The organism is Thermotoga sp. Mc24, assembly GCF_000784835.1.
Classification (GTDB): Bacteria; Thermotogota; Thermotogae; order Thermotogales; family Thermotogaceae; genus Thermotoga.
Window position 1 is genome coordinate 251,629 of sequence record NZ_JSFH01000009.1, and the last position, 23,821, is coordinate 275,449.

Sequence of the window (23,821 nt, forward strand, 5' to 3'; positions counted from 1 at the left end):
AGGGAAGCATGGATGAAAGTGTTTACGGAGAAAATTCCAAACATTCCCTGGGAAGAAAGGCCGGAAGGCTACACTGGTCCTGTGTGGAGATACAGCAAAAACCCGATAATTGGAAGAAACCCGGTTCCAAAGGGAGCAAGAGTCTTCAACTCCGCAGTTGTACCGTACAACGGAGAGTTTGTGGGGGTGTTCAGGATCGATCACAAGAACACAAGGCCCTTCCTTCACTTCGGAAGGAGTAAAGACGGAATAAACTGGGAAATAGAGCCAGAAGAGATACAGTGGGTGGATGTGAATGGAGAACCGTTCCAGCCGAGTTACGCTTACGATCCAAGGGTAGTGAAGATAGAGGATACTTACTACATAACCTTCTGTACAGACGACCACGGCCCCACGATTGGAGTGGGCATGACCAAGGATTTCAAAACATTCGTTCGACTTCCGAACGCTTACGTTCCATTCAACAGAAACGGAGTTCTCTTCCCAAGGAAGATAAATGGGAAATATGTGATGCTCAACAGACCGAGCGACAACGGTCACACCCCGTTTGGAGACATATTTCTCAGTGAAAGCCCCGATATGATACACTGGGGTAACCACAGGTTCGTCTTGGGAAGAAGCAGTTACAACTGGTGGGAGAATCTGAAAATAGGAGCGGGACCGTATCCAATAGAAACCAGCGAAGGATGGCTGCTCATATACCACGGTGTGACACTCACCTGCAACGGCTACGTGTACAGTTTTGGAGCAGCTCTCCTCGATCTCGACGATCCCAGCAAGGTTCTCTACAGGTCGAGGTACTATCTTCTGACGCCGGAAGAAGAGTACGAAACGGTGGGCTTCGTTCCAAACGTTGTCTTTCCGTGTGCCGCGCTCTGCGACGCCGACACAGGAAGAGTTGCAATATACTACGGTGCGGCAGACACCCACGTGGCCCTTGCATTTGGATACATCGACGAGATCGTGGATTTTGTGAAAAGAAATTCTATGTGAAGGAAGTGAGAACTTGCCGAAATCGGTGAGAGCAGAAAACATATCGAGGATTCTGAAACGAATAATGAAATCACCCGTGTCGCGTGTGGAACTCGCGGAAGAACTCGGTCTCACCAAGACCACAGTCGGTGAGATCGTAAAGATTTTCCTGGAGAAGAAGATCATCGTTGAAGAGAAAGATTCTCCGAAGGGGGTGGGAAGACCCACAAAATCTTTGAAAATTTCGTCGAATTGCGCTCATGTTCTCGGTATAGAGGTGACGAGGGACGAAATAGCCGCCTGTCTCATAGATGCCAGTATGAACATTCTCGCACATGAAGCACATCCTTTTCCATCTCAAAGTGATAGAGAGGAAACATTGAATGTCATGTACAGAATCATAGATCGTGTAAAAGATATGATGGAAAAACTCGGTAACAAACTTTCAGCACTGACAGTGGCAGCCCCTGGACCGATAGATACTGAAAGAGGCATCATCATAGATCCGAGAAACTTTCCACTTTCTCAGATTCCTCTGGCGAGCCTTTTGAGAGAGAAGTATGGCATCGAAGTCTGGGTGGAAAACGACGCGGACATGGGAGCCGTAGGAGAAAAGTGGTATACAAAGCGGGATGATTCTTTCGCCTGGATTCTGACGGGAAAGGGAATAGGAGCTGGCATCATCATCGATGGAGAACTCTATCGGGGAGAAAACGGATACGCTGGAGAGATCGGATACACCAGAGTTTTCAATGGAAACGAGTACGTCTTTCTGGAGGATATATGCAATGAAAATGTTGTTCTGGAGTACATTCGTTCTATGGGGTTCAGCTCTTTGACTGAAGCGAGAGATTCTGGTGATATTCGAGTGAGGAAGTACTTTGATGACATAGCGAGGTATTTCAGTGTAGGCCTTTTGGATTTGATACACCTTTTCGGGATATCGAAGATCGTCATAGGAGGTTTTTTCAAAGAACTCGGTGAGAATTTTCTGGAAAAGATCAAAATCGAAGTGGAAACACACCTTCTTTACAAACACAGTGTGGATATAAGCTTTTCGAAAGTACAGGAACCGGTGATCGCCTTTGGAGCAGCCGTACATGCACTGGAAAATTATCTCGAGAGAGTAACAACGAGTTAAAGAAAACTTGTTACAAATAATCGGAAATAAATCTCGATAATCCCGGGAGACTGGATTTGGAATGTAAACATTTTCACTGTACATTTACACGTGGAAATAATGATCTCATACTCTTTTAAGGGGGTGTTTCTATGAAAAGGTTTTTAGTCGTTCTCGTTCTGATTCTGGCACTGGTTTCGGTTTTCGGACAGAGCTTCGAGAGAAACAAAACGCTCTACTGGGGTGGAGCGCTGTGGTCTCCTCCATCCAACTGGAACCCGTTCACGCCGTGGAACGCGGTTGCGGGAACCATCGGTCTTGTCTATGAACCCCTGTTTCTCTACGATCCCCTGAACGACAAGTTCGAACCGTGGCTTGCAGAAAAAGGAGAATGGGCCAGTGACAACGAATACGTACTCACGCTCAGAAAGGGTCTCAGATGGCAGGACGGAGTTCCTCTCACGGCGGACGATGTGGTTTTCACCTTCGAAATCGCCAAGAAGTACACTGGTATCAGCTACAGCCCGGTATGGAATTGGCTCGACAGAATCGAAAGGGTCGATGAACGAACGCTGAAGTTCATCTTCTCCGACCCAAGGTACCAGGAATGGAAACAGATGCTTATCAACACACCGATTGTGCCGAAACACATCTGGGAAAACAAAACAGAGGAAGAAGTCCTTCAGGCAGCCAACGAGTACCCTGTGGGATCTGGTCCATACTATGTTGAAAGCTGGGCAGACGACAGATGTGTCTTCAAGAAGAACGAGAACTGGTGGGGAATCAGAGAACTCGGTTACAACCCCAAACCTGAAAGGATTGTTGAATTGAGAGTTCTCAGCAACAACGTCGCAGTGGGAATGCTCATGAAAGGAGAACTCGACTGGAGCAACTTCTTCCTGCCAGGTGTTCCCGTTCTGAAGAAAGCGTACGGAATCGTCACCTGGTACGAAAACGCTCCTTACATGCTTCCGGCAAACACTGCAGGAATCTTCGTCAACGTGAACAAGTATCCTCTCAGCATACCTGAATTCAGAAGAGCAATGGCTTATGCTATCAATCCTGAAAAGATCGTCACCAGAGCTTACGAGAACATGGTAACGGCCGCCAATCCCGCTGGAATCCTGCCGCTTCCCGGTTATATGAAGTACTACCCAAAAGACGTCGTTGATATGTACGGATTCAAGTACGATCCAGAGATGGCAAAGAAGATCCTTGACGAGCTTGGTTTCAAAGATGTGAACAAGGATGGATTCAGAGAAGACCCGAACGGAAAACCGTTCAAGCTCACCATCGAGTGTCCGTATGGATGGACCGACTGGATGGTTTCTATCCAGTCCATTGCAGAGGATCTTGTGAAAGTTGGAATCAACGTCGAACCCAAGTACCCCGACTACTCCAAGTACGCAGACGACCTTTACGGTGGAAAATTCGATCTCATACTCAACAACTTCGTAACCGGTGTTTCTGCTACCATCTGGTCCTACTTCAACGGTGTGTTCTATCCGGATGCAGCAGAGTCTGAATACTCCTACTCCGGAAACTTCGGAAAGTACGCCAATCCTGAGGTCGAATCACTTCTCGACGAACTCAACAGAAGCAAAGACGATGCTAAAATTAAAGAAGTAGTAGCCAAGTTGTCAGAGATACTGCTCAAGGATCTGCCGTTCATTCCACTTTGGTACAACGGTGCATGGTTCCAGGCTTCCAAAGCTGTCTGGACTAACTGGCCAACGGAAAAGAATCCGTACGCTGTGCCGATAGGCTGGAACGGCTGGTGGCAGCTCACAGGAATCAAGACACTCTTTGGCATCGAAGCAAAGTAAAATGATGACCCCGCCCCTCGGGGCGGGGCTTTAAAAAAGAAGGAGGTAGGAGTCTTGAGAAAATATCTTACAAAGAAGATCCTGATCTACATCCTGACCTTCTTTTTTGCCGTCACAATTGACTGGGCTATTCCTCGATTCATGCCAGGAAATCCTATCAATTTTCTGATCTCCAGGTTTGCAGGGCTTCCAGACTCTGTCAAGGTCCTTCAAAGCTACTTCACTCAGGCTTTTGGCCTCGACAAACCCCTCTGGGAGCAGTACATCAACTTCTGGAAAGCACTTTTCAGAGGAGATCTTGGTATAAGCATCTACATGTATCCTCAGCCCGTTGCGAGAGTGATTGCTCGTGCCTTACCTTACTCGCTGGTGGTGCTTCTTCCAGCTGTTCTTCTGAGTTTTGCGATAGGGAACAGGTTTGGAGCTTTCGTTGCGAGGAAGAAGAGACTCGATAACTTTGCGCTGCCTGTTTTTTACACTCTGACAGCATCTCCTTATTTCTGGTTTGGTATCTTACTTGCCTGGATATTCGGTGTGGTTATATCTCTGTTTCCCCTCGCAGGTGCTTACAGCTTTGGAATAACACCCTCATTCTCCTGGAAGTTCATACTCGATTTTCTACACCACTGGGTACTTCCATTCGGTTCTCTGTTCCTCGTGATGCTCGGAGGCTGGGCAATAGGTATGAGAAACATGATCATCTACGAACTGGAAGCGAACTATTCCAGATACCTCGAGGCACTCGGATCTTCTCAGAGACTCATCAGAAGATACGCTTACAGGAACGCCATCCTACCACAGGTCACAGGTCTTGCCATCCAGCTCGGAACGGTGGTCGCGGGTGCTCTTACGACGGAAATCGTCTTCTCCTACCCCGGTATAGGGTACATCCTCATGCAGGGGATTTTGAACCAGGATTATTTCCTGATTCAGGGGTGCTTTCTGTTCATCATCCTTGGGGTGCTTCTTGCCAACTTCCTCGTTGATATCTTCTATGTGATCATAGATCCCAGAATAAGAAAATCCTACTCGGGAGAGGTTTGATAGCCATGACGAGAAAAGAATTCGTCCATTTCTTCTTGAAGAATAAAAAGGTCATCTTTGCCATATGTGTGTACGCTGGGTTGATCATCCTGGCTCTGGTAGGACCCTACCTTTCACCTTATAAAGATCCCCTTGCTTTTGTGGGACCTGGATATCAACCTCCGAGCAAAGAGCACTGGCTCGGGACCAACACTTTCGGTCAAGACATTTTCACCCAACTCGTCTACGGTCTCAGGAGTTCTCTGTTCGTTGGACTTCTTGGCGGAACCCTGGCAACGGCTATTGGGCTTCTTGTTGGTTTTGTTGCAGGATACAAGGGTGGATGGTTTGACGAGCTTCTCATGATGTTCACGAATATTCTCATGGTCATACCAACGCTTGCACTACTCATCATCATCGCAGCGTACCTTCCTTACAGAGGTGTATTCATTGAGAGTGTAATCATTGGATTCACAGCCTGGCCCTGGACCGCGAGAGCTGTCAGGGCGCAGACTCTCTCCTTGAAAACGAGAGAATTCGTTGATCTCGCAAGAATCACTGCGAGAAAGCCTATGAAGATCATCTTCGGTGAGATCATGCCCAACATGATGTCCTACGTTTTCATGGTGTTTATTCTCCAGTTCGGCGGTGCCATTCTTGCAGCTACAGGACTCGACTTCATCGGTCTTGGTCCAACAAGGGGCATCTCACTGGGAATAATGATGCAACAAGCCACATTGTGGAACGCCATACAACTCGGTATGTGGTGGTGGGCTATCACTCCAGGGGCTGTGATCACGCTCATGGTTGCGACCCTCTACGTCATGAATGCGGGTCTTGACGAAGTCTTCAATCCTAAACTCAGGGAGATGTGATAGGTGTGGCGGAAGTGGTACTGAACGTTAAAGATCTGAAAATCTACTACAGAACCCTCTACGGCTATGTTAAGGCCGTCGATGGGGTGAGTTTCGATATAAAAAGAGGAGAAATTCTCGGAATTGCGGGTGAATCCGGCTGTGGAAAGTCCACTCTTGGAAACGGTTTGATCCTTTTGAAACCTCCCATGAAGTACATGGGAGGAGAAGCAATTCTCGACGGAAAAAACATCATGACACTCTCACCGAGGGAATTAAGAAAGATCAGATATGAGAGGATTTCCATAATTCCGCAGTACGCAATGGATGCGATGAATCCCACAAAAAAGATAAAACAGATCATCGACGATCTTCTTCACGAACACGGTGAAAGTTTTGAGCGGAGGAAGGATCTCATCGAAGAAAGACTTGAAATTGTCAATCTTGGAAAGAAGGTTCTCAACATGTATCCGATCGAGCTCTCTGGAGGAATGAAACAGAGAATGGTGATGGTGATCTCTACCTTGATGAACCCCAACGTTCTCATAGCAGACGAGATCACTTCGGCTCTGGATGTAAGCTCCCAGAGATCCGTTATACAGATGCTCTACGAGATGAGAGAAAGAAAAATCATGGGTTCCCTTGCCTTCATAACTCATGACCTTTCCGTGCTCTATCAGATTGCAGACAAGGTGATGGTGCTCTACGCGGGAAGAGTAGCAGAAATCTCTCCAATGGCAGACATTGTTCAGGAACCCCTTCATCCTTACACCAAGATGCTTCTTTCTTCACTTCCGAAGATAGGTGTCAGATATTCCCAGACGAAGCTCAAGGGAATTCCTGGCTATCCACCGAGTCTTCTCAACATAGGACCTGGTTGCAGATTCAGAGACAGATGCCCTTATGCATTCGAAAAGTGCGAGCAGGATCCTCCTGTGTTCGATGTGGATGGAAGAAAAGTCTCATGCTGGCTCTTTGAAAGAGGTGATGCAAATTGAGTCTTCTGAAAGTTCAGAATTTGACGAAGGAATACCCTCTAGGTTTCTTCGGGAAGGAAAGGCTCAAAGCGGTTGATGACGTTTCCTTTGAAATAGATCGATCCAGGATCGTATCTCTCATAGGAGAGAGTGGAAGTGGAAAGACCACCGTGGGTAAGCTCATTTTGAAACTCATAAAGCCAACGTCTGGGCAGATCCTGTTCGATGGAAAAGACATTTCCCAGATCAGAGAAAGGGATCTAAAGGAGTACTACAGAAAGGTCCAGGGGGTCTTTCAGGATCCGTTCTCGTCCTTCAATCCCATATACAAAATAGACAGGGTATTGAACATGGTGTTCGAAGAGTTCTTCCCAGACATGCCAGCTTCTGAGAAGCGTTCCAGAATGGAAGAGGTTATCGCTTCTGTTGGAATGAACCCGCGGGAGATACTCGGAAAATATCCCCACCAGCTCAGTGGAGGACAGCTTCAGAGAATACTCATCGCGAGAACGCTACTTCTAAACGTAGAACTTCTAATAGCCGATGAGATCATCAGCATGCTTGACGCTTCTACAAGGGTGGACATACTGAACCTTCTCGGTGATCTGCGTGAGAGAGGAATGTCCGTTATCTTTATCACCCACGACCTTTCTCTTGGATATTACATCAGTGATGAAACCTTCATTATGTACAGGGGTAACATAGTAGAAATGGGAGACACCGAGAAGGTCTTTCACAACCCGATTCATCCTTATACTAAGATGCTCCTCGAATCCGTTCCAGAGATAGACAGAAAGTGGGATCTCAGCAAGAGATTCATCCCGGAACTCGTCGCTTCGTCTAGCGCACCGTGCAAGTACTACGACAGGTGCCCCATAAAAGATGAAAAGTGTCTCGTTCAAAAGCCAGAGATGGTAGAGGTAGAGGAGAACCATAAAGTACTCTGTTTGAAGGCAGGGGATTGAAGTGGCCTCCATCAAAGATGTAGCAAAACTCGCTGGTGTTTCTATAGCAACCGTCTCACGCGTGATAAACGGTTACAACAACGTCTCGGAAGAGACGAGAAAAAGAGTAATCGACGCCATCAGAAAACTCAACTATCACCCTGTGTACGCTGTGAAGGGTACTGTTTTAAAGAGAACCATCGGAGTTCTCGTTCCCAATTTCGGGGGCTTTCACTACAACGAGATATTGACGGGCATAGAAAAAGAAGCGATAAAGAGAGACTTCACTCTCATGATTTCAACGACACTCCACAGGACCTCTGTGGAGCTGGAAAGGCTGGAGGTTTTCTTTGCAAAAAGGGTGGATGGTATCATAGTCTGCTCGTCAAAGAAGGACGAAGAACAACTCGAAAGATTGATAAAGAGCGCCATTCCAGTCGTTGTTGTGGATAGAGAAGAACCAGAGATCCGGATTGACAACGTTGGCATCGATAACTACGCCGCTGGAAGGATGTGTGCGAAGTACCTTCTGAGCAAGGGCCACAAGAAAGTTTTGCTTTTGAAGGGAAGAAAGGATATCTATTCTTTCTCTGACAGAGAAAGAGGCTTCATTGACTACAGCACGAGACACGGAATAGAGGTGAAAGTCACACCGTGCGGTTATTTCGCTGAACACGGTTACCACGCGGTGGAAAGGTACCTGAAAAAACACGGCGGGGATTTCACTGCGATCTTTGCAATAAACGACCTTTCGGCCTTTGGCGCGCTCAAGGCACTACACGATCTCGGTGTATCAGTTCCCGATGAAGTTTCTGTCATGGGATTCGACGACGACCCCATATCGAGCTACACTATTCCTCCACTCACCACGGTGAGGCAACCGAGGGAAGAGATGGGAAGAGTAGCCTTTGAGATTCTTTACGAGAGGCTTTCCGGAAAAAAAGGTGTTGCAAGAAGAGTCGTTCTGCCCATTGAGATCATCGAAAGAGAATCCGTGAAACAATTATAAAAGCCCCTCTGGAGAGGGGCTTTTTTATTTTTCCTTTCTCAGGTATATGTCTATCCCTTTTGCTGCGGTGTATCCATCTGCAACACCGTGAATGATATCCGGTCCGTGAACGATATCTCCTCCTGCGAACAACCATTCCACGGAGGTCTGGTTGTACTCGTTTGTTTTGATCCTTCCTCTGACGAATTCGAGTTTGCTTCGTATTTCTTCGGGCAAGTAGGAATAATCCGGTGCCTGTCCAATCGCTTCTACAACCATGTCCGCTTCTACAAAGATTTGTTCCTTTTCGTCGAACTGTGGATTGAATTGCCCTTCATCGTCGAATACCCTGACGCATTTTTTGAATTTCACACCTTTTATCCTGTCGTTCTCTATCACGACTTCTATCGGCCCCCATCCCGGATTTATAACGATACCCTCTTCGAGAGCCTCTTCTATTTCTTCTATGTCGGCTGGCATGTCTTCGAAACATCCTTCGAGTGAGAGCACTTGAACATTCACTTTACCGTACTCCATGAACTGGAGTCTTGCCATCGACCTGGAGATATCCATCGCAACGTTTCCTCCACCGATGACTACGAACCTCTCTGGGACCGGTGGCTTTGGGCCGTCTTCTCTCAGATAGTCTCTTATTGTCTTGAGCAGAGGAAGTGCCTGCTTCACATCCGGATGATCGGTTCCCGGAACACCCGTTGACCTGCCAAGACCGAAGCCTGTTGCGAGGAAGACAACATCGTGCCTCTTTCTGATATCTTCGAAAGACACATCCTGACCGACTCTCGTGTTGAGTAGAATTCTCACCCCGAGAGCTTCGATGAATGCGATATCCTTGTCCAGCGCTTCATCAGGAAGTCGGTATTTTGGAATGCCATACCTCATCACACCACCGGGTCTTGATTCCGACTCATATATGGTAACATCGTATCCCATGGTGGCAAGAAAGTAGGCTGCGGTAAGTCCAGCAGGGCCCGATCCTATGATTCCCACACTCTTTCCTTTTCTTTCCGGTTTTATGTCCAGAATCTCTCCGTATCTCTCGAGGGGAATGCTGTCCACTATGTACCTCTTCAGCCACTGAATTGCAACGGGTTCTCCCCTGATTCCCACAGAACAGGCGGTTTCACATCTGTGAGTACAGACTCTACCACAGACCATTGAGAGGGGATTCGTTCTGTAGAGCCATCTCAGTCCTTCTTCTAGATTGTCCTCGTACACGGATTTTATGTACTGGGGTATATCCATGTGTTCGGGACAGGTGTAGGTACACACACCGCACTCCACACACCTGGCAGCTTCCTGCATGGCCTGTTCTCTGCTGTATCCTCTCACGATTTCGATGAAGGATTTGATTCTGATTTCTGGTGGTTCCACAGGCATTTCTATTCTTTCGAGATCGAGCAGTTCAGAGTTCTCATCCCTCACCCAGCCGATGGGTGCCTTTCCGAATTCGTAGAGCCCCTTTTTTGCGTTTAATCCCTTGTCCGTTGGCATGAAGATGAAGTCTTCCGGATCTTCCGAGATGTGGATGTATTCCCTTGTCATCCTGAGTGAACCGGTTGTACAGATGTCAACGCAGAGCGCGCAGAAAGAACACCTGCCGTAATCTATGACGGGTCTTTGCGGAAGCTTTCCATCTTCTTGGGTGAGATCCGGAACCCCTACCATGGTTATGGCATCGGTCGGACAGATCTTTACGCATGTACCACACCCTATGCATTTTCCCCAGTCGTTCACGTGGAATCCTCTGTACCTTTCCGAAGCTTCTCTTCTGGTTTTGTTTGGAACTTCTATTGTAACCGGTTTTCTAACGAGAAATTTCCATGCCTTCAGAGGAGCAAAGAAACCCTTTTCTGGTAACTTCTGGATTGCCATCTTTCTCACCCCTCATCTGTCTATTTCGGGTGCACAAACGTCCATCGTGGCGAGCCAGATGGGGACGTCTTCTATCCTCGTTCCTGGGAGGTACTTTTCTATTCCGTAGAGTCCCTGAGGATAAGAAGCTCCCCTCACCGCCACTCTGTAGGGTTTATTCTTTCCATCAGAAACGACGAAGAATCCGTATTCGCCTCTCGTCGATTCCACATGCACGTAAGCCATACCCTTTGGAACGATTCTTCTGAGACCGTTCCCACGACCGATAGGAACGTTCACTCTGTCAACCTGTGGCATCTTCTCCAGAGCCTGTCTGATGATTTTTATACTCTGAGGTATCTCTTTGAACTTCAGATAGACCCTGCTGAAAGCGTCTCCGTCTGTTGCCGTTGGAACCTCAAACTCCACTCTGTCGTAGAACAGGTAAGGATCCACCTTTCTTATATCGTACTCCACGCCGGTGGCTCTCAAACCAACCCCGGTGACTCCCATCTCCATTGCCTGTTCTCTGGTCAAAATGAGTCTCCCCCTGAGCCTCGAATGGACGATCCTATTCTTGAAGACCAGATTTTCATAATCGGGCAGCCTTGACTCTATGTAGTCAAGTGTCTTCCAGATCATATCCTCTATTTTTGGTGTCATGTTCTTTCTCACACCGCCGGGAATGATGTACATATGGTACACTCTTGCACCGCACAGCGCCTCGAATATATCGAGAATCCTGTCCCTGTCCGCGACACCCCAGTAAGATGCCGTGTACAGTCCGAGGGGGCCTCCTATCCCCCCAACGGTCCAGATATGGTTCGCTATCCTTGCAAGTTCCAGAACAATCATTCGTATCCACTGGGCCCTTTCTGGAACTTTGACTTTCGCTATCTTTTCGATTGCTATAGCGTAGCATATTTCGTTTATGTCTGGTTCGGGAACACAGATTCTCGGTATGAGCGAGATGTTAGAATACCAGTAACGCCTTTCCATGAGTTTTTCAAATCCTCTGTGAAGAAATCCTGGCACTGGTCTTGCTTTCTTCACAACATCTCCTTCCACGTACATATGAACCGAGAAATTTCCGTGCATTCCCGGGTGATTCGGTCCGAAAAAGAGTTTCGTTTTACCCATTGATCTCACCTCTGAATATCTTTTTCGCCTCGTCTATCACGTCTTTCTGGTACTCCCTCCCAGGGAATTTTCTTCTGGAGTACTCAAGAGGATCGAAATCCTTTCTGAGGGGTGGTTTGTCGTCCCAGAGTTCTAAGAAGAGCGGCTTCATATCCTTGTTTCCAGAGAACTTCACGCCGAAGAACTCATGGATTTCTCTCTCGTAGAACCTCGCAACAGGCCATATTTCCTTCACTGTTACGAACTGCGGATTGTTTCTGTCTATCCTCGTTGTAACGATGAATTTTCCGCCGTCTTTCCACGAGAAGGGAATGTACACCAGCTCGAACTGACTGTCCTCGATCCAGTCTATGCAGGTCTTCAAAGAGAGGTGTGAATAGCCGAGAGATTTCAAAGTTTCCAGCACGAGAATAACTCTATCCGGTGCGACGGACAGCTTCACTTCTCTTTCGTCTATTTCTTCGACCTCTGGCCGGAAAACTTCCAGAGTTTTCAACGCATTATTCATGGAATTCGTCATGTACATACACCTCCCCGAGGGAGCGGATCTGATTCTGCTTGTACCACTCGTAATTCTCTCTGTACCTTTTCCAGCCGTCCGCTTCTCCTTTTCTGATCTTCTCCATCAGGTAGTTGAAAGCCTCAAGAATCGCTTCTGGCCTTGGCATGCAACCGGCTATATACACATCAACGGGTATGTAGTAGTCGAGCCTGTTCACGGTTGCGTAGGAGTCGAAGTATATACCGCCGTTTATAGTGCAGCTTCCAAAACCCACAACGTACTTTGAATCGGGCATCTGTTCGTACGTGTATATCACTCTCCTGAGGGTCTTTGTGTCCAGATATCCTGTGATGAGAAGGATATCAGCCTGCCTCGGCGTCGCCATGGGAGCTATACCGAACTTTCCATGTCGAATCTCGAGGTCATGGAAGGTGGTAGCTCAACGGCACCGCATCCGGTACAGTAGTGGAGCATCCATATGGAGCGTGATCTGAGATTGTCTGCTATTTTTTCCCAGATGCTTCTTTCTTTCATCGGATCACCTCCTCAGAGTGTCAAACCGAGCACCACAAGGAGTGCGTTCAAGAAAGCGAGTCCAAGAGGAACACCCCAGTAGAACTTCAGCATCTGTTCTATTCTGAACCTCGGAAGAACAGAAGAGATGAGAACTGCTACGACCCAGACGGTCACGAATTTCACGAGGAACCAGCCGAGGCTTCCACCACCGAGGAATACGTTCACAAAGAGAGAGATCTCAACGAACAGTGAGAAGTCGTACATTATCTGAAGAAGACCGAGGTACTTTCCGGACAATTCCACCATGGGACCGGAGGCTATTTCAGCGAGAGCGATAGCGATGTCAAAGGGTTTTTTTCCAATCATTCCGATGAGTGAAATGAACACCACAATCGCTCCAAGGGGCATACTGAACAGATTCCATTTATCTCCTTGAAGGGTTATCAACTGGTGTATCGACGCGGTTTTGTAATTGAATATGACGGATGCCATAACGATCAGGAACGGTAGTTCGTAGCCGAGCATCTGTGTGAGCGCCCTGCTTATACCTATGGAAGCCCAAGGGTTTCCGCTTCCCACCATTCCCATCGCCATGCCGAGGGCACTAACGGTGAACAGGTACGTGATCACGAAGAAGTTATCTGTATTCGGGAACGTAGTCCACTTTAAGGAGCCAAGAGGCATGAGCATAGCTGTCGCGATAGATCCCCCAAGCGCCATCAGGACTCCAAAATCAAAGATCCATCCATTGCTAAAGGGATGTTTCGACAGTGCCTTGAAGACATCTATGAAGTTCTGGTACCAGGGAGGCCCTATTCTCCTCTGGACCCTTGCGACTATTTTTCTTGCGATTCCCTCAAGAGATAGAACGAGAAAGAAGGCAAGAACGAGGTTAAACAGCGCTTTTATCATCTTCTCACCACCTCACCCAGAATACAAGAAGTAGAGTCACGACAACCCAGAAAGTGTAAGCCGAGGAGGAAGGTTCGAAGAACCAGTTGTGTATCCATTCTCCGGCGTCGTGGAACAGTTTTCCGAACATTTTGAGGAGTTTCTCCCACGATGGATGTTTTTCATACATTCTTTCGAAACCCGCGTAGAATTTCGTGTTGTAGTGATAGAGATCTGGATTGTATATGAACTCTCCGCTTGTGTAGATGTTGATGGGCGTTCCCTCCTCCCTGTGAGGTGCCAGAAGATCCACCTTCCTTGGCCTTGGGAAGAGAGAGTAAAGGATGTAGGCAACAATGAAGCCCACAAGAAATAGACCAAAGACGAGCACGGGATTCCAGCTTCCCGCGAATCCCTTCACAAGCCAGTTCTCCGGATCAGATATTTTGAAGGAAGGCGTGACATTCAAATCCACTCTGATTTTTTTCGATCGTCTGGAGGATGGGGAAGGGCCACACACCAAGAAAGAAACTGATGAGAACAAGAAGAACCATGGGTGTCAGCATCACAGCGGGGGCCTCTTTAACGTCCCTGTACTTTCTAGGAAGCTGTCCCAGAAACACCCCTGCGAGTGGCCTGAAGACATAAAGGAAAGATCCTATCGATCCAAAGAAAGTCAAGAAAGCTGTTATGAACATACCTTTCCTGACCAGTGCCTGATAGATCATCCACTTCGATATGAAACCGCTCATTGGAGGAATTCCGGCAAGAGAGATGATGGAAAAGAGATAAGCGAGGAAAGTAACAGGCATTTTGTGGATCAGACCACCCATTTCGCTGATCTTCTGTGTCTTTGTTCTGTAGATGACCGCAGCGAAAGCCATGAATATAACCGCAGAGGCAACGGCGTGGTTGAAAATATGAAACATTCCTCCTTCGAAACCCAGTGGATCCATGGTGCCGATTCCTATCAGGATGTATCCTCCGTTCGCAACCGAGGAATAAGCCATGAGAATCTTCATATCATCCTGCTTTATCGCCATGAGCGTTCCTATTACAATCGACACGTTTCCAAGAACGATGAGAATGTAGTTTGGAAGAGGAATTCCTGAATAAACGGTGGCTTCTGAGAAGACTTTCAAGGAAGGTATAACGGAGAGAACGAGTAAAAAGATGTAGTTTCCGAGTTTGATGAACTGTCCGGAAAGTACTGAAGAAAACGCATTTGGTGCAAGACCATGAGTTTCTCTAAGCCAGATGTGTAGTGGAAATATACCACTTTTCGCTATACCAGCTGCACTCAAAAGCAAAAAAAAAACGGCTATTTTGAAACCTATCGAAGTGTCATTGAGCATACCCTGTGCTATGCCGTGTATGCTCAGTGTTCCATACCTTTGATACGCGAGGAACGCTCCATAGATGAAAGCGTACGTTCCCACAGCGTTCATGACCGCGTACACAACAACTGCTCTTCGCGCTCCTTTCTTCTCCATGGGAACGATCAGTAGTGAAGAGAGGACTGCTACTTCCCAGAAGATGTAAAGTGCGATGAGGTCAGCAGCCATGAAAACACCGAGTGATCCCGCCGTTACCATGAGCAGGAACATATTGTAGCTTGCCCGATACTTTTGAGTCTCGAGCCACTTCGTAGAAAAGAGCATCACAGATACAATCACCAGAAGACTGACAAAAGAGAAATAAAAAGATACGTTTGTCCATTCGAACTGGATATTTAAACCGAACAGATCCAACTTCTCAAAAGTGCTCACCTTCAATGTGAAGATGTACAGAATGGTGAAAAGCCCTGCCAGAAAATTCAGAAACGCTCCTGTTTTCAAGCTTATCTTCGAGACGAAGTAGATGAAAACGGAAAGTGTGAGGAGAACTAATGGTAGAAGACCCATTGCCACGTCACATCCCTCCCTTCACCGCAGAAAAGACACCACTCACATAGCTTCCTGTATCCAGAAGGGCTTTTGCCATCTTTTGTGTTCCTTCAAGAAACATATCAGGGTCCAGAAAGACGACAACTAGAAGGATCGCAAGGGCAAAGGAGAACAACTCGATCGTGAGAGGTACTTTCGATTTTTCCCCAACGGTTTCTTCTTCGAACCAGAGTTTCACGTTCCATCTGATCACATATCCAACCTCGATGACCGTTGTGATGAGAAGCACAGCCGGAAACAGGAAATCTTTCTCTGAGAAAGCTTCCATAATCATTCTGATTTTGCTCTGAAAGCCTGCGAACATCGGAAATCCCACCAGAGAAAACGTGGCCATGCTGAAAGAAATTCCAATCAATTTGTGTTTTCTGAAAACTCCATTCAGATCTCTGTATCTGTGAATCAGAAAACCTGCCACGAGAAAGATCACGAACTTTGCTATAACATCGTTCGTGAGATGAAAATACGCAAGATTCAAGGCATTTTCCGTTCCCTTAGATATCATCGCAGTCACAACTCCGGTTTGCGCGACGCTCGAATAAGCGAAAGCCCTCAACAGTCTGGACTCTCTGAGTGCCGCCATCCCACCGGTCAGGATCGTAACGAGGGAGAGGACGTACAGAGTGTTCAATCCACTGCCGTGAAATACCGTTCCAAAGAGTCTTCCGAGCATGTAAAGAACAGCGAACGAAACGGCCGTTCCGAGAACGATTGAAGAGATCTCGTTTCCACCGTAAACTCCAGGGACCCATCCGTTCAGCGGGAACAGTTTCGCCTCAACTCCAAGACCGATCGTGTAAAGCATAGTCACCGCAAGTAGAGAGCTTCCAGAAAGTCCCACCATCGCGATGTGAGCCATATTCAAACTTCCCACAGCGCTGTAAGCAAAGATCGTCGCCAGAAGATAGAACGATCCACCAACACCGCCGAGTATCAGGTATTTGTAAGCGTTGTAGAAGTTTTCTCTCTTCGCAGCTATCGTGACCGCTGTTATCGTGATTATTTCCATGAGGACGAACGAGTTGAAGAGATCTCCCATCAGAACGAATCCATTCGTGGCCCCTAGAAGGAGCATGAGAGAGGTTTCGTATCCTTTCTTTGTTTCCACTGGCAGAAACGAAACCATTAAAAAGATGAGGTTCACAATCAGAACAGCGTAAAAACTAGCATCGTCCAGAACGAGGTTTATACCAAACGGCGGTTTCCAGTTTCCCAAGGCATGAATCTCCACGACGCCCGGAAACCACTCGCTGAGAACTACGATCACGTTGAACAGAGTCACCAGCGAGAACAGAACCCCCAACGTCTTTTTCCAGAAGAGCGAGATGAAGGCCGTGAGGAGTGGTACAGCCACGAGCAGACTTATCATTCTTTCACTCCCTTCATCTCTTCGAGATCAAGTGAGGAGTGTCTTTCTTTGATCCGAACGAGAAGAGAAGCTCCGAGTGCCAGCACACCAACACCTATGACGATCGCTGTGAGAACGAGAGCTTGTGGTAGAGGGTCAACGAAGTTCAGCGAGAAGTTTGTGACTTTATCCGTGTATATGGGAGCGTTTCCTTCCTTGTAACCAAGCGCTATTACGAACAGGTTAACAGCCGTATCGATAATTGTGAGTGAGACAAGATGTTTGAAGAGATTCTTCTGCGTAAGCAAGCCGTAAATTCCTATTCCCACGAGAAGAATGGATATCACGTAGATCATCTCGTATCACTCTCCCTCTCGGTGTATCTCTGATATGACTCCGGAGAGTTCCGAGCCGACTTTGAGACCGATGATGATGTAAACAACGGGAACTACACCGGCACTGAAGAGATCTCCTACTCTTCCTGTAGACAGAAAGTTGTAAAGGAAAGCACCGCCGGTGATCAGACCAATCAATCCCACAAGAACGTAGAGAGCACCCATCAATCCTTCGAGGAGCTTTGCTCTTCCTTCGTTCAATGTGAATTCTTCGTTTGAGAGATATAAAAGCAGAATCGCTGCGGCTATGACGGTACCTCCGGGAAATCCGCCAGCAGGTGAGAGATGGCCGTGAACAAACATGTAAACACCGAACATCAGGATCAAAGGCAAAAGGATGCCTGTACTCACCTTGAGAATGAGATTTGGCTCTCTTCCGTATTTCATCCTCCTGCTTCCTCGAAGGATCGTTCCCACACCGATTGCAGCAGCAAGAAGCATAGTCACTTCTCCCAAAGTGTCGAAAGATCTGTAGTTGACAACGATCGACGTCACCACGTTGACACTTCCATCTTCTAAGTTCGATTCGCCGTATATTCTTCTTTCAGAAGGTACCTGCAAGTTTCCTTTGATTCATTTTCTTGAATCAACGGTGCTTACATCCTTCGCCAGGTAATGAACGGAGACTCTTCTGGAGAGATCGATCTTTCCAAATGGTTCCAAAGTGGTGATGAATGAAAGCATCACGTAGACGAACGCGACCGATATCAAAATGGCGAAAAATCTTCTCATTTTTCATCATCCTTTCCCGTTTTGAAGAGTGTGATGAGAAGGACAGCCGTTGTGAGACCCGCGCCAACCGAAGCTTCCGTTATGGCAACATCTGGAGCTTTCATGATGATGAAGAGAAACACCGAAAGAAGACTAAGCGATGAGAGTGCTATGACGCTGTCCAGAATTTTTCTCGCTTCAACCGCGAAGAAGGCAGCAATCAGCATCATTCCTCCAGTCAGCCATATCAGCAGGTTCATCTTTCATCACCACCTTTGTATTCGTCGATAACCGTGCACTCACACGGTTTCACACCCGAAAGATAGGAAGCTCTGGCCAGCACAGAGCTTCCAACAGGATTTGTAAGGGCGATGAACGTGATGATAACGATGGCTTTCAGAAGAAATTCCGGTTTTGCGATACCGATTCCCAGTACAGTTGAGAAGGTTCCGAGAGTCGTGGCCTTGGTACCCGCCTGAAGTCTGTTGTAAACGTCAGACATTCCGAAAACACCGAGGCCTCCGAGAAAGTTAAAAAACGCCCCTATCGCTATCAGTACCTCTCCGATAACCTCGTTCATTTTCTCCCCTCCAGATAACGGGATACGATGATCGTTTCCAGAAAAGAAAGAAGGGCGTAAACAAGGGCGATATCCATATAAATCGCTCTGTCGAAAACGTAAGCAAGGAAGACTATGAGGCCTGTTAGCATAACATTCATCGTGTCGAGAGCTGCCACCCTGTCAGAGGAAGTGGGACCTATTATTACCCTGATGAATGAAAGCAGAACACCGGCTCCAACGAGAACGAAGAACAAGAGACTCATTCGAACACCCCCTTGACGAGTCTCTTGAACTTTCCAGAAATGTGTCTTTCTTTCTCTTTAGTGGATTTCACTTCGATCCAGTGGACAAAGATCCTGTCGTCTTTCACATCCACACTGAGTGTTTCAGGAGTGAGGGTTATGCTGTTGGCAAGAAAGAGACGAGAAGCGTCTTTTTTCAGATTTGTTTTTACTTCAACAAAGCCCGGTTTGAGCGGAAGGCGTGGATTCAAGACCCTTAAGGCAACATCGATGTTGGCTTTCACCATCTCTATGATGAAGATGGGAAGGAACATCACCACCTACCTGACGATCCTCAGAGGTAGTTTCGCATCGAATCTGATACCGTGGTACTTTCGAAAAATCAAAGACACAGCCAGAGAAACCACAATTCCTGCGAGCAGTTCCGAGTAGGAAAATCTGGTGATCACAAGCTATAATATCAAACTTGTCAGAAAAACGCTCACTCTTCACACCTCCTCGGGATTGAAAGAGAAAGTTTTCACAATCACAACACAAGAGTAATTCTACTCTTTCGAATCGTTAATGTAAACCTAATTAGTAGAAATAAAAATTAGCTTTGAAGAAAACCAAGATAAAAATTTAGACCGAAATAGTCTAAATTATGTAAATGAAACACAGAAATATCTATTTTCTGGTTATAAAAGGCGATCTCAAGAAATTATTTAGAAATAACATCGAAAATCTCCTCTGGATATCGTTTGACATCACGGTAACTTTCACGGTAACGTTTACGTAGAATAAGATTTCTGATTTTGTGATTCTGACATCTGGGGGTTTATGACCGTGAAAAAAAAGTATGTGACAATTAGGGACATTGCAGAAAGGGCAGGAGTTTCAATAAACACCGTTTCAAGGGCACTCAACAACAAACCCGACATCAGTGAAGAAACCAGAAGAAAGATACTGAAAATTGCTCTAGAGCTCGGATACGTGAAAAATGCCACCGCTTCCTCTTTGAGGAGCAAGCGAACGAACATCGTGGGGGTCATCATAGCCGACAGTGCCAATCCGTTCTATGCGGAGGTCTTGAAGGGAATAGAAGCCGCCTCAAGAAAGTACGGCTATCAGATCATGCTCATGAACACCGAAAGAATCTACGAAAATGAAGAGAAGGCTATAGAGGTGCTTCTCCAGAGAAGAGTCGATGGCCTTCTCATAACGCCTGTTCAAGACAGATCAGACGACATAAGAGTTTTAATTGAAAGAAAGGTTCCCTTCGTTATAGTCGGCAGACACTTCGAAGAGTTAGAAGTGGATGAGATCCACAGTGATGAGGTGAAGGGAGGGTATCTCGCAACCAGACATCTCATAGAAAGAGGAAGAAAAAATATCCTCATGATCAGCGGGTATCTGTTCAAATCAGCTGCCTACATGCGACTTGAAGGATATAGAAAGGCCCTGAAAGAGTACGGAATTCCATTCAGAGAAGAAATGATCATTGAAACAGACATCGATATAGAGAGTGGATATCAAGCGATGCGGGAAGCCATTAAAAAGGGACTTGAGTTTGATGCGGTCTTCTGCTATAACGACTTACTCGCTTTCGGTGCAATGAAGGCCTTGAAAGAGCGTGGGTATCGTATACCGGAAGATGTTGCTGTTGTTGGCTATGATGATATTGTTTATTCTTCTTTTGTCTGTCCATCTCTGACAACGGTGAGGATAAAGAAGTTCGAAATGGGTTTTGAAGCGTTTAGAATGCTTCTTCAAAGATTGAAAGGACGAAGAAAGAAAAGAAAACGAGTAATCTTGGACGTGGAGCTTGTTGTGAGGGAAAGTAGTTAGTCTTTTTTGATGATTTCAGGTGATTATTTCGAATTAGAAGGATTTATTTGTGACTAATTTTTTCTTTCTCCTTTCTTCAACCTTTTCTTATTCTTGACTTTACGTGAACGTTCACGGTATCATTCAAGTGGCAAAGCCAGATACTCTGTTGGGGAGGGTGGTACTATGAAATTCAGGTTTTTCCTTGTAACACTTCTTGTAGTTTTGAGTGTTTTCGTACTGGCCAAAGAAAAGATTGTAGTGAACTCCTACATTTCAGACCCAGCTCCGAGAATAGTCTTTGCCGAACTCGTTAAGATGTTCGAAGAGAAGCACCCTGAGTATGATGTGGTTGTCAACACGTTCCCACACGAGGACTTCAAAACACTCCTCAGAACCTGGTTGAATTCAGACGAAGCCCCAGATGTTGTTACATGGTTTGCAGGAGAAAGAATGAGGTACTTCGCCAGCAAAGGATTGCTCGAATCAATGGATAACATCTTCGCTCCTCAGACTTTCGAAGATTACTTCCCTGCATCTTTCAGAAGCGCATGTGAATATGATGGAAAAATCTATTTCATTCCTCAGAGTTGGTACTGGTGGGGAGTGTACTACAGGAAGTCTGTTTTTGAAAAATACGGAATAACACCACCAAGAACATGGGACGAATTCTTGAAGGTTTGTGAAACACTCAAAGAGAATGGGATCACTCCAATAACCATTGGAACAAAGTATCTCTGGCCTGCAGCAGGATGGTTCGATTATCTTGATCTCAGAGTGAATGGCCTCGATTTCCATTTGAAACTCACGGCCGGTGAGATTCCTTACACCGATTCCAGAGTCAAAAAGGTGTTCGAGTACTGGAAACAACTCGTTGAAAAAGGTTATTTCCTAGAAAATCACTCTTCATACACGTGGCAGGAGGCGGCAGCTTTCCTCTTCAGAGGGGAAGCAGGAATGTATCTCATCGGTCAATTCATAAAAGACGTTGCACCAGCTTCTGTGAAAGATGATCTCGATTTCTTCAGATTCCCGGTTATAAACCCCGAAATCGGTCTGTACGAAGAAACGCCAATAGATGGATTCATGATACCGGCAAAAGCCAAAAACAAAGAAGGAGCGAAGGTGTTCCTCAGATTCATTTCTGAAAAGGATATTCAAGAGTACTTCGCAGCAAAACTTGGAAGACTTGCAGCGAACAAGAACGCAAAACCAGCTGATGAACATGCTGCGAAGGGACTGAAGATGATCCTCGAGTCAAATGGAGTAGCTCAGTTCTACGACAGGGACACGAACCCGGAAATGGCAACAGCTGGCATGAACGGTTTTGTCGAGTTCATGATCTATCCTGAAAAGCTCGACCAGATCTTGGAAAATCTCGAGAAAGAAAGACAGAGAATATTCGGAAAATAACCTTGTGAGCGGGGCCTCCCCCGCTCATTGTTGAGAATCAAGGGAGGAGAGCTTTGTGACGAAGAAAAAGTGGTGGGTTCCATACGTGTTCCTGGCATTACCTCTTGTTCTTTATTTCATATGGGTTATATTTCCCATATTTCAAACCATAGTGTTGAGCTTCACCAACTGGGACAGTGTCAGTCCTACCTTCAGATTCGTCGGATGTGAAAACTACAAACAACTTTTCAATGATCAATACTTTTGGCTATCCCTGAAAAACAACATAAAATGGCTCGTCTCATTCGTTGCAATCGCTATTCCACTCGGTCTTGGGATGGCGATGTTGCTGGATCAAAAATTTCCAGGGAACAAGGTTTTCAAAACGTTCATTTATTTACCGATGACTTTGTCTTTTGTCGTGATTGGTCAGATATGGTCGTGGATTTTAGAGCCAAGAAATGGGGTTTTGAACGAATTCCTGAGAGCGATAGGGCTTGATAGTCTTTCGAAACCATGGTTGAGCGATCCGAAAATTGTTACTTGGGCGTTGATAATGGCAGCGCTCTGGAGGCAGATAGCGTACGCGATGGTGTTGTTCTTGGCAGGGCTAAAAAATGTTTCAACAGAGCTTGTGGAGGCTGCATACGTTGATGGAGCGAACTCGTGGCAGAGATTCTGGTACGTCATCCTTCCAGCTTTGAGACCGGCGATGGTGATAGCGGTGACCGTGAATATAATCGATTCTCTGAGGGCTTTTGACATAGTCTATGTGATGACCAGAGGTGGCCCTTTCTACTCATCTAGCGTGATGGCCAATTACATGTACATACAATCCTTCCACAACTACAGGATGGGTTATGGATCTGCGATAGCTGTCATACAATTTCTCATAACACTCGGATTCATAATAATCTATCTACTTTACACACTCAAAAAGGAGGAAGAAATCGCATGAACAAGAAGAAAATCTTCAAAGCCATACTTTTTTACGGCTTGGGAATGTTACTTGTTATGATATGGATGCTCCCTTTTGTGATTTCTGTTTTCACATCACTAAAATCAATGGATGAGGTTTTGTTAGGAATAAAGTGGTGGCTTCCTCCTAAGAAACCAACTTTTGAGAACTACGCTATAGCATGGAGAGAAGCCAACATGGAAAGGTATTTCTTGAACACCCTTATTATCACTGGATTTTCCGTGGTAGGGGCCCTCTTTGTTTCGAGTTTGAGTGCTTTTGCTCTTTCGTGGTACGAGTTCAAACTCAAAAAGCCTCTGCTTATAATGTTCGTTTCCGGTATGCTGATACCGTTCCAAATGCTTATGATACCGGTTTACAGCTTTTCTGTAAATACAGGTCTTTACAATACTTACTGGGGTGTGATTCTCTTTCACATAGCTTTCCAAACCGGTTTCTGTACCTTCTTTCTGAGAAATTTCATGGTAACGATCCCCAAGAGTCTTTTCGAAGCAGCGAAGATCGATGGAGCAGGAGATTTTCTCATATACAGGAAAATCATCATGCCTCTTGTTGTTCCAGCTCTTGCAGCGCTTGGTATTCTTGAATTTACTTGGATATGGAACGATTATCTCTGGTCTCTTGTTCTCATACAGAGCGATTCGTTGAAGCCTGTTACACTTGGATTGACAACGCTTCAAGGACAGTGGGTGACGAGCTGGAATGTTATAGCTGCTGGTGCCAATTTAGCCGCTCTGGTGCCAATAATTGTCTTCTTGATCTTCCAGCGTTACTTCATAGAGGGTCTAACCCTTGGAAGTGTGAAAGGATAACAAAAA

General features: G+C 46.2%; 25 protein-coding genes and 2 pseudogenes. 12 read left to right on the forward strand and 15 right to left on the reverse strand.

Features of this window, described 5'->3' with window-relative positions:
* Positions 1–12: 12 nt before the first annotated feature.
* The 8 genes from MC24_RS05460 to MC24_RS05495 all read left to right on the forward strand — a co-directional run bounded on the left by MC24_RS05460 (position 13) and on the right by MC24_RS05495 (position 8,725).
* Positions 13–993 carry a glycoside hydrolase family 130 protein gene (locus MC24_RS05460; RefSeq protein WP_004080062.1) on the forward strand — a complete coding sequence of 327 codons (981 nt, stop codon included), beginning with the start codon at positions 13–15 and terminating at the stop codon, positions 991–993.
* A 13-nt stretch (positions 994–1,006) separates the two neighbouring features.
* Positions 1,007–2,113 (forward strand): ROK family transcriptional regulator, encoded by a 1,107-nt coding sequence (locus MC24_RS05465; protein ID WP_038053266.1) that lies wholly within the window; start codon positions 1,007–1,009, stop codon positions 2,111–2,113.
* A gap of 131 nt (positions 2,114–2,244) precedes the next feature.
* The gene (locus tag MC24_RS05470) at positions 2,245–3,918 is read left to right on the forward strand and encodes an ABC transporter substrate-binding protein (protein ID WP_038053268.1); all 1,674 of its coding nucleotides are present in this window, start codon (positions 2,245–2,247) and stop codon (positions 3,916–3,918) included.
* 54 nt (positions 3,919–3,972) lie between these two features.
* A complete protein-coding gene (locus MC24_RS05475) occupies positions 3,973–4,962 on the forward strand; it encodes an ABC transporter permease (protein WP_038053274.1) in 990 nt (329 codons plus the stop codon).
* Between the two features lie 5 nt (positions 4,963–4,967).
* The gene (locus MC24_RS05480) at positions 4,968–5,816 is read left to right on the forward strand and encodes an ABC transporter permease (protein ID WP_038053284.1); all 849 of its coding nucleotides are present in this window, start codon (positions 4,968–4,970) and stop codon (positions 5,814–5,816) included.
* Complete coding sequence (locus tag MC24_RS05485; RefSeq protein WP_038053286.1) at positions 5,813–6,793, forward strand: ABC transporter ATP-binding protein; 981 nt, start codon at positions 5,813–5,815, stop codon at positions 6,791–6,793. Before MC24_RS05480 ends, MC24_RS05485 begins: the two co-directional genes overlap by 4 nt.
* Positions 6,790–7,737 (forward strand): ABC transporter ATP-binding protein, encoded by a 948-nt coding sequence (locus tag MC24_RS05490; protein ID WP_038053289.1) that lies wholly within the window; start codon positions 6,790–6,792, stop codon positions 7,735–7,737. The genes MC24_RS05485 and MC24_RS05490 overlap by 4 nt, the downstream gene beginning before the upstream one ends.
* A gap of 1 nt (position 7,738) precedes the next feature.
* Positions 7,739–8,725 carry a LacI family DNA-binding transcriptional regulator gene (locus MC24_RS05495; protein ID WP_038053292.1) on the forward strand — a complete coding sequence of 329 codons (987 nt, stop codon included), beginning with the start codon at positions 7,739–7,741 and terminating at the stop codon, positions 8,723–8,725.
* 24 nt (positions 8,726–8,749) lie between these two features.
* Here MC24_RS05495 and MC24_RS05500 read toward each other — a convergent pair whose 3' ends face one another.
* The 15 genes and pseudogenes from MC24_RS05500 to MC24_RS09980 all read right to left on the reverse strand — a co-directional run bounded on the left by MC24_RS05500 (position 8,750) and on the right by MC24_RS09980 (position 19,275).
* The gene (locus tag MC24_RS05500; RefSeq protein ID WP_038053295.1) at positions 8,750–10,597 is read right to left on the reverse strand and encodes an FAD-dependent oxidoreductase; all 1,848 of its coding nucleotides are present in this window, start codon (positions 10,595–10,597) and stop codon (positions 8,750–8,752) included.
* Positions 10,598–10,609: 12 nt separating this feature from the next.
* Positions 10,610–11,716: an NADH-quinone oxidoreductase subunit D gene (locus MC24_RS05505; RefSeq protein ID WP_038053299.1), complete on the reverse strand. Its 1,107-nt coding sequence runs from the start codon at positions 11,714–11,716 to the stop codon at positions 10,610–10,612.
* Positions 11,709–12,236: an NADH-quinone oxidoreductase subunit C gene (locus tag MC24_RS05510; RefSeq protein ID WP_038053302.1), complete on the reverse strand. Its 528-nt coding sequence runs from the start codon at positions 12,234–12,236 to the stop codon at positions 11,709–11,711. Before MC24_RS05510 ends, MC24_RS05505 begins: the two co-directional genes overlap by 8 nt.
* Positions 12,217–12,752, reverse strand: a pseudogene (locus MC24_RS05515) (NuoB/complex I 20 kDa subunit family protein). The gene MC24_RS05510 and the pseudogene MC24_RS05515 overlap by 20 nt, the downstream one beginning before the upstream one ends.
* 12 nt (positions 12,753–12,764) lie before the next feature.
* The gene (locus MC24_RS05520) at positions 12,765–13,646 is read right to left on the reverse strand and encodes a respiratory chain complex I subunit 1 family protein (protein ID WP_038053305.1); all 882 of its coding nucleotides are present in this window, start codon (positions 13,644–13,646) and stop codon (positions 12,765–12,767) included.
* Positions 13,647–13,650: 4 nt separating this feature from the next.
* On the reverse strand, positions 13,651–14,100 hold the full coding sequence (locus tag MC24_RS09845) for a hypothetical protein (RefSeq protein WP_235280329.1): 450 nt from the start codon (positions 14,098–14,100) through the stop codon (positions 13,651–13,653).
* Positions 14,063–15,529 carry a proton-conducting transporter transmembrane domain-containing protein gene (locus tag MC24_RS05525; RefSeq protein ID WP_235280328.1) on the reverse strand — a complete coding sequence of 489 codons (1,467 nt, stop codon included), beginning with the start codon at positions 15,527–15,529 and terminating at the stop codon, positions 14,063–14,065. Before MC24_RS05525 ends, MC24_RS09845 begins: the two co-directional genes overlap by 38 nt.
* A gap of 7 nt (positions 15,530–15,536) precedes the next feature.
* Positions 15,537–16,937, reverse strand: coding sequence for a complex I subunit 5 family protein (locus MC24_RS05530; RefSeq protein ID WP_038053307.1), 1,401 nt, complete (start codon positions 16,935–16,937; stop codon positions 15,537–15,539).
* Complete coding sequence (locus MC24_RS05535) at positions 16,934–17,272, reverse strand: sodium:proton antiporter (protein ID WP_038053313.1); 339 nt, start codon at positions 17,270–17,272, stop codon at positions 16,934–16,936. Before MC24_RS05535 ends, MC24_RS05530 begins: the two co-directional genes overlap by 4 nt.
* Before the next feature lie 6 nt (positions 17,273–17,278).
* A pseudogene (locus tag MC24_RS05540) lies at positions 17,279–18,043 on the reverse strand (Na(+)/H(+) antiporter subunit B).
* Complete coding sequence (locus tag MC24_RS05545; RefSeq protein WP_038053315.1) at positions 18,040–18,282, reverse strand: Na(+)/H(+) antiporter subunit B; 243 nt, start codon at positions 18,280–18,282, stop codon at positions 18,040–18,042. Before MC24_RS05545 ends, MC24_RS05540 begins: the two are co-directional and overlap by 4 nt.
* Positions 18,279–18,602, reverse strand: a complete 324-nt coding sequence (mnhG, locus tag MC24_RS05550; protein ID WP_038053316.1) for a monovalent cation/H(+) antiporter subunit G — start codon at positions 18,600–18,602, stop codon at positions 18,279–18,281. The genes MC24_RS05545 and mnhG overlap by 4 nt, the downstream gene beginning before the upstream one ends.
* Complete coding sequence (locus tag MC24_RS05555) at positions 18,599–18,847, reverse strand: cation:proton antiporter (RefSeq protein WP_038053318.1); 249 nt, start codon at positions 18,845–18,847, stop codon at positions 18,599–18,601. Before MC24_RS05555 ends, mnhG begins: the two co-directional genes overlap by 4 nt.
* On the reverse strand, positions 18,844–19,140 hold the full coding sequence (locus MC24_RS09855; protein WP_235280319.1) for a Na+/H+ antiporter subunit E: 297 nt from the start codon (positions 19,138–19,140) through the stop codon (positions 18,844–18,846). The genes MC24_RS05555 and MC24_RS09855 overlap by 4 nt, the downstream gene beginning before the upstream one ends.
* Before the next feature lie 6 nt (positions 19,141–19,146).
* On the reverse strand, positions 19,147–19,275 hold the full coding sequence (locus MC24_RS09980) for a hypothetical protein (protein WP_268745471.1): 129 nt from the start codon (positions 19,273–19,275) through the stop codon (positions 19,147–19,149).
* A 376-nt stretch (positions 19,276–19,651) separates the two neighbouring features.
* Here MC24_RS09980 and MC24_RS05565 point away from each other — a divergent pair, with 376 nt between their 5' ends.
* The 4 genes from MC24_RS05565 to MC24_RS05580 all read left to right on the forward strand — a co-directional run bounded on the left by MC24_RS05565 (position 19,652) and on the right by MC24_RS05580 (position 23,815).
* A complete protein-coding gene (locus MC24_RS05565) occupies positions 19,652–20,653 on the forward strand; it encodes a LacI family DNA-binding transcriptional regulator (protein WP_038053321.1) in 1,002 nt (333 codons plus the stop codon).
* A 165-nt stretch (positions 20,654–20,818) separates the two neighbouring features.
* Positions 20,819–22,045 carry an ABC transporter substrate-binding protein gene (locus tag MC24_RS05570; RefSeq protein ID WP_038053324.1) on the forward strand — a complete coding sequence of 409 codons (1,227 nt, stop codon included), beginning with the start codon at positions 20,819–20,821 and terminating at the stop codon, positions 22,043–22,045.
* Between the two features lie 55 nt (positions 22,046–22,100).
* Positions 22,101–22,982, forward strand: a complete 882-nt coding sequence (locus MC24_RS05575) for a carbohydrate ABC transporter permease (RefSeq protein WP_038053326.1) — start codon at positions 22,101–22,103, stop codon at positions 22,980–22,982.
* On the forward strand, positions 22,979–23,815 hold the full coding sequence (locus tag MC24_RS05580) for a carbohydrate ABC transporter permease (protein WP_038053329.1): 837 nt from the start codon (positions 22,979–22,981) through the stop codon (positions 23,813–23,815). Before MC24_RS05575 ends, MC24_RS05580 begins: the two co-directional genes overlap by 4 nt.
* Positions 23,816–23,821 lie beyond the last annotated feature (6 nt).

What these genes read in the sequence shown, in the direction of transcription:
- MC24_RS05460 (WP_004080062.1), top strand. Translation starts at nt 13, where the DNA reads ATGAAAGTGTTTACGGAGAAAATTCCAAACATTCCCTGGGAAGAAAGG.
- MC24_RS05470 (WP_038053268.1), top strand. Translation starts at nt 2,245, where the DNA reads ATGAAAAGGTTTTTAGTCGTTCTCGTTCTGATTCTGGCACTGGTTTCG.
- MC24_RS05480 (WP_038053284.1), top strand. Translation starts at nt 4,968, where the DNA reads ATGACGAGAAAAGAATTCGTCCATTTCTTCTTGAAGAATAAAAAGGTC.
- MC24_RS05500 (WP_038053295.1), bottom strand. Translation starts at nt 10,597, where the DNA reads ATGGCAATCCAGAAGTTACCAGAAAAGGGTTTCTTTGCTCCTCTGAAG.
- MC24_RS05505 (WP_038053299.1), bottom strand. Translation starts at nt 11,716, where the DNA reads ATGGGTAAAACGAAACTCTTTTTCGGACCGAATCACCCGGGAATGCAC.
- MC24_RS05510 (WP_038053302.1), bottom strand. Translation starts at nt 12,236, where the DNA reads ATGACGAATTCCATGAATAATGCGTTGAAAACTCTGGAAGTTTTCCGG.
- MC24_RS05520 (WP_038053305.1), bottom strand. Translation starts at nt 13,646, where the DNA reads ATGATAAAAGCGCTGTTTAACCTCGTTCTTGCCTTCTTTCTCGTTCTA.
- MC24_RS05525 (WP_235280328.1), bottom strand. Translation starts at nt 15,529, where the DNA reads ATGGGTCTTCTACCATTAGTTCTCCTCACACTTTCCGTTTTCATCTAC.
- MC24_RS05530 (WP_038053307.1), bottom strand. Translation starts at nt 16,937, where the DNA reads ATGATAAGTCTGCTCGTGGCTGTACCACTCCTCACGGCCTTCATCTCG.
- MC24_RS05535 (WP_038053313.1), bottom strand. Translation starts at nt 17,272, where the DNA reads ATGATCTACGTGATATCCATTCTTCTCGTGGGAATAGGAATTTACGGC.
- MC24_RS05545 (WP_038053315.1), bottom strand. Translation starts at nt 18,282, where the DNA reads ATGAACCTGCTGATATGGCTGACTGGAGGAATGATGCTGATTGCTGCC.
- mnhG (WP_038053316.1), bottom strand. Translation starts at nt 18,602, where the DNA reads ATGAACGAGGTTATCGGAGAGGTACTGATAGCGATAGGGGCGTTTTTT.
- MC24_RS05555 (WP_038053318.1), bottom strand. Translation starts at nt 18,847, where the DNA reads ATGAGTCTCTTGTTCTTCGTTCTCGTTGGAGCCGGTGTTCTGCTTTCA.
- MC24_RS09855 (WP_235280319.1), bottom strand. Translation starts at nt 19,140, where the DNA reads ATGTTCCTTCCCATCTTCATCATAGAGATGGTGAAAGCCAACATCGAT.
- MC24_RS05570 (WP_038053324.1), top strand. Translation starts at nt 20,819, where the DNA reads ATGAAATTCAGGTTTTTCCTTGTAACACTTCTTGTAGTTTTGAGTGTT.
- MC24_RS05580 (WP_038053329.1), top strand. Translation starts at nt 22,979, where the DNA reads ATGAACAAGAAGAAAATCTTCAAAGCCATACTTTTTTACGGCTTGGGA.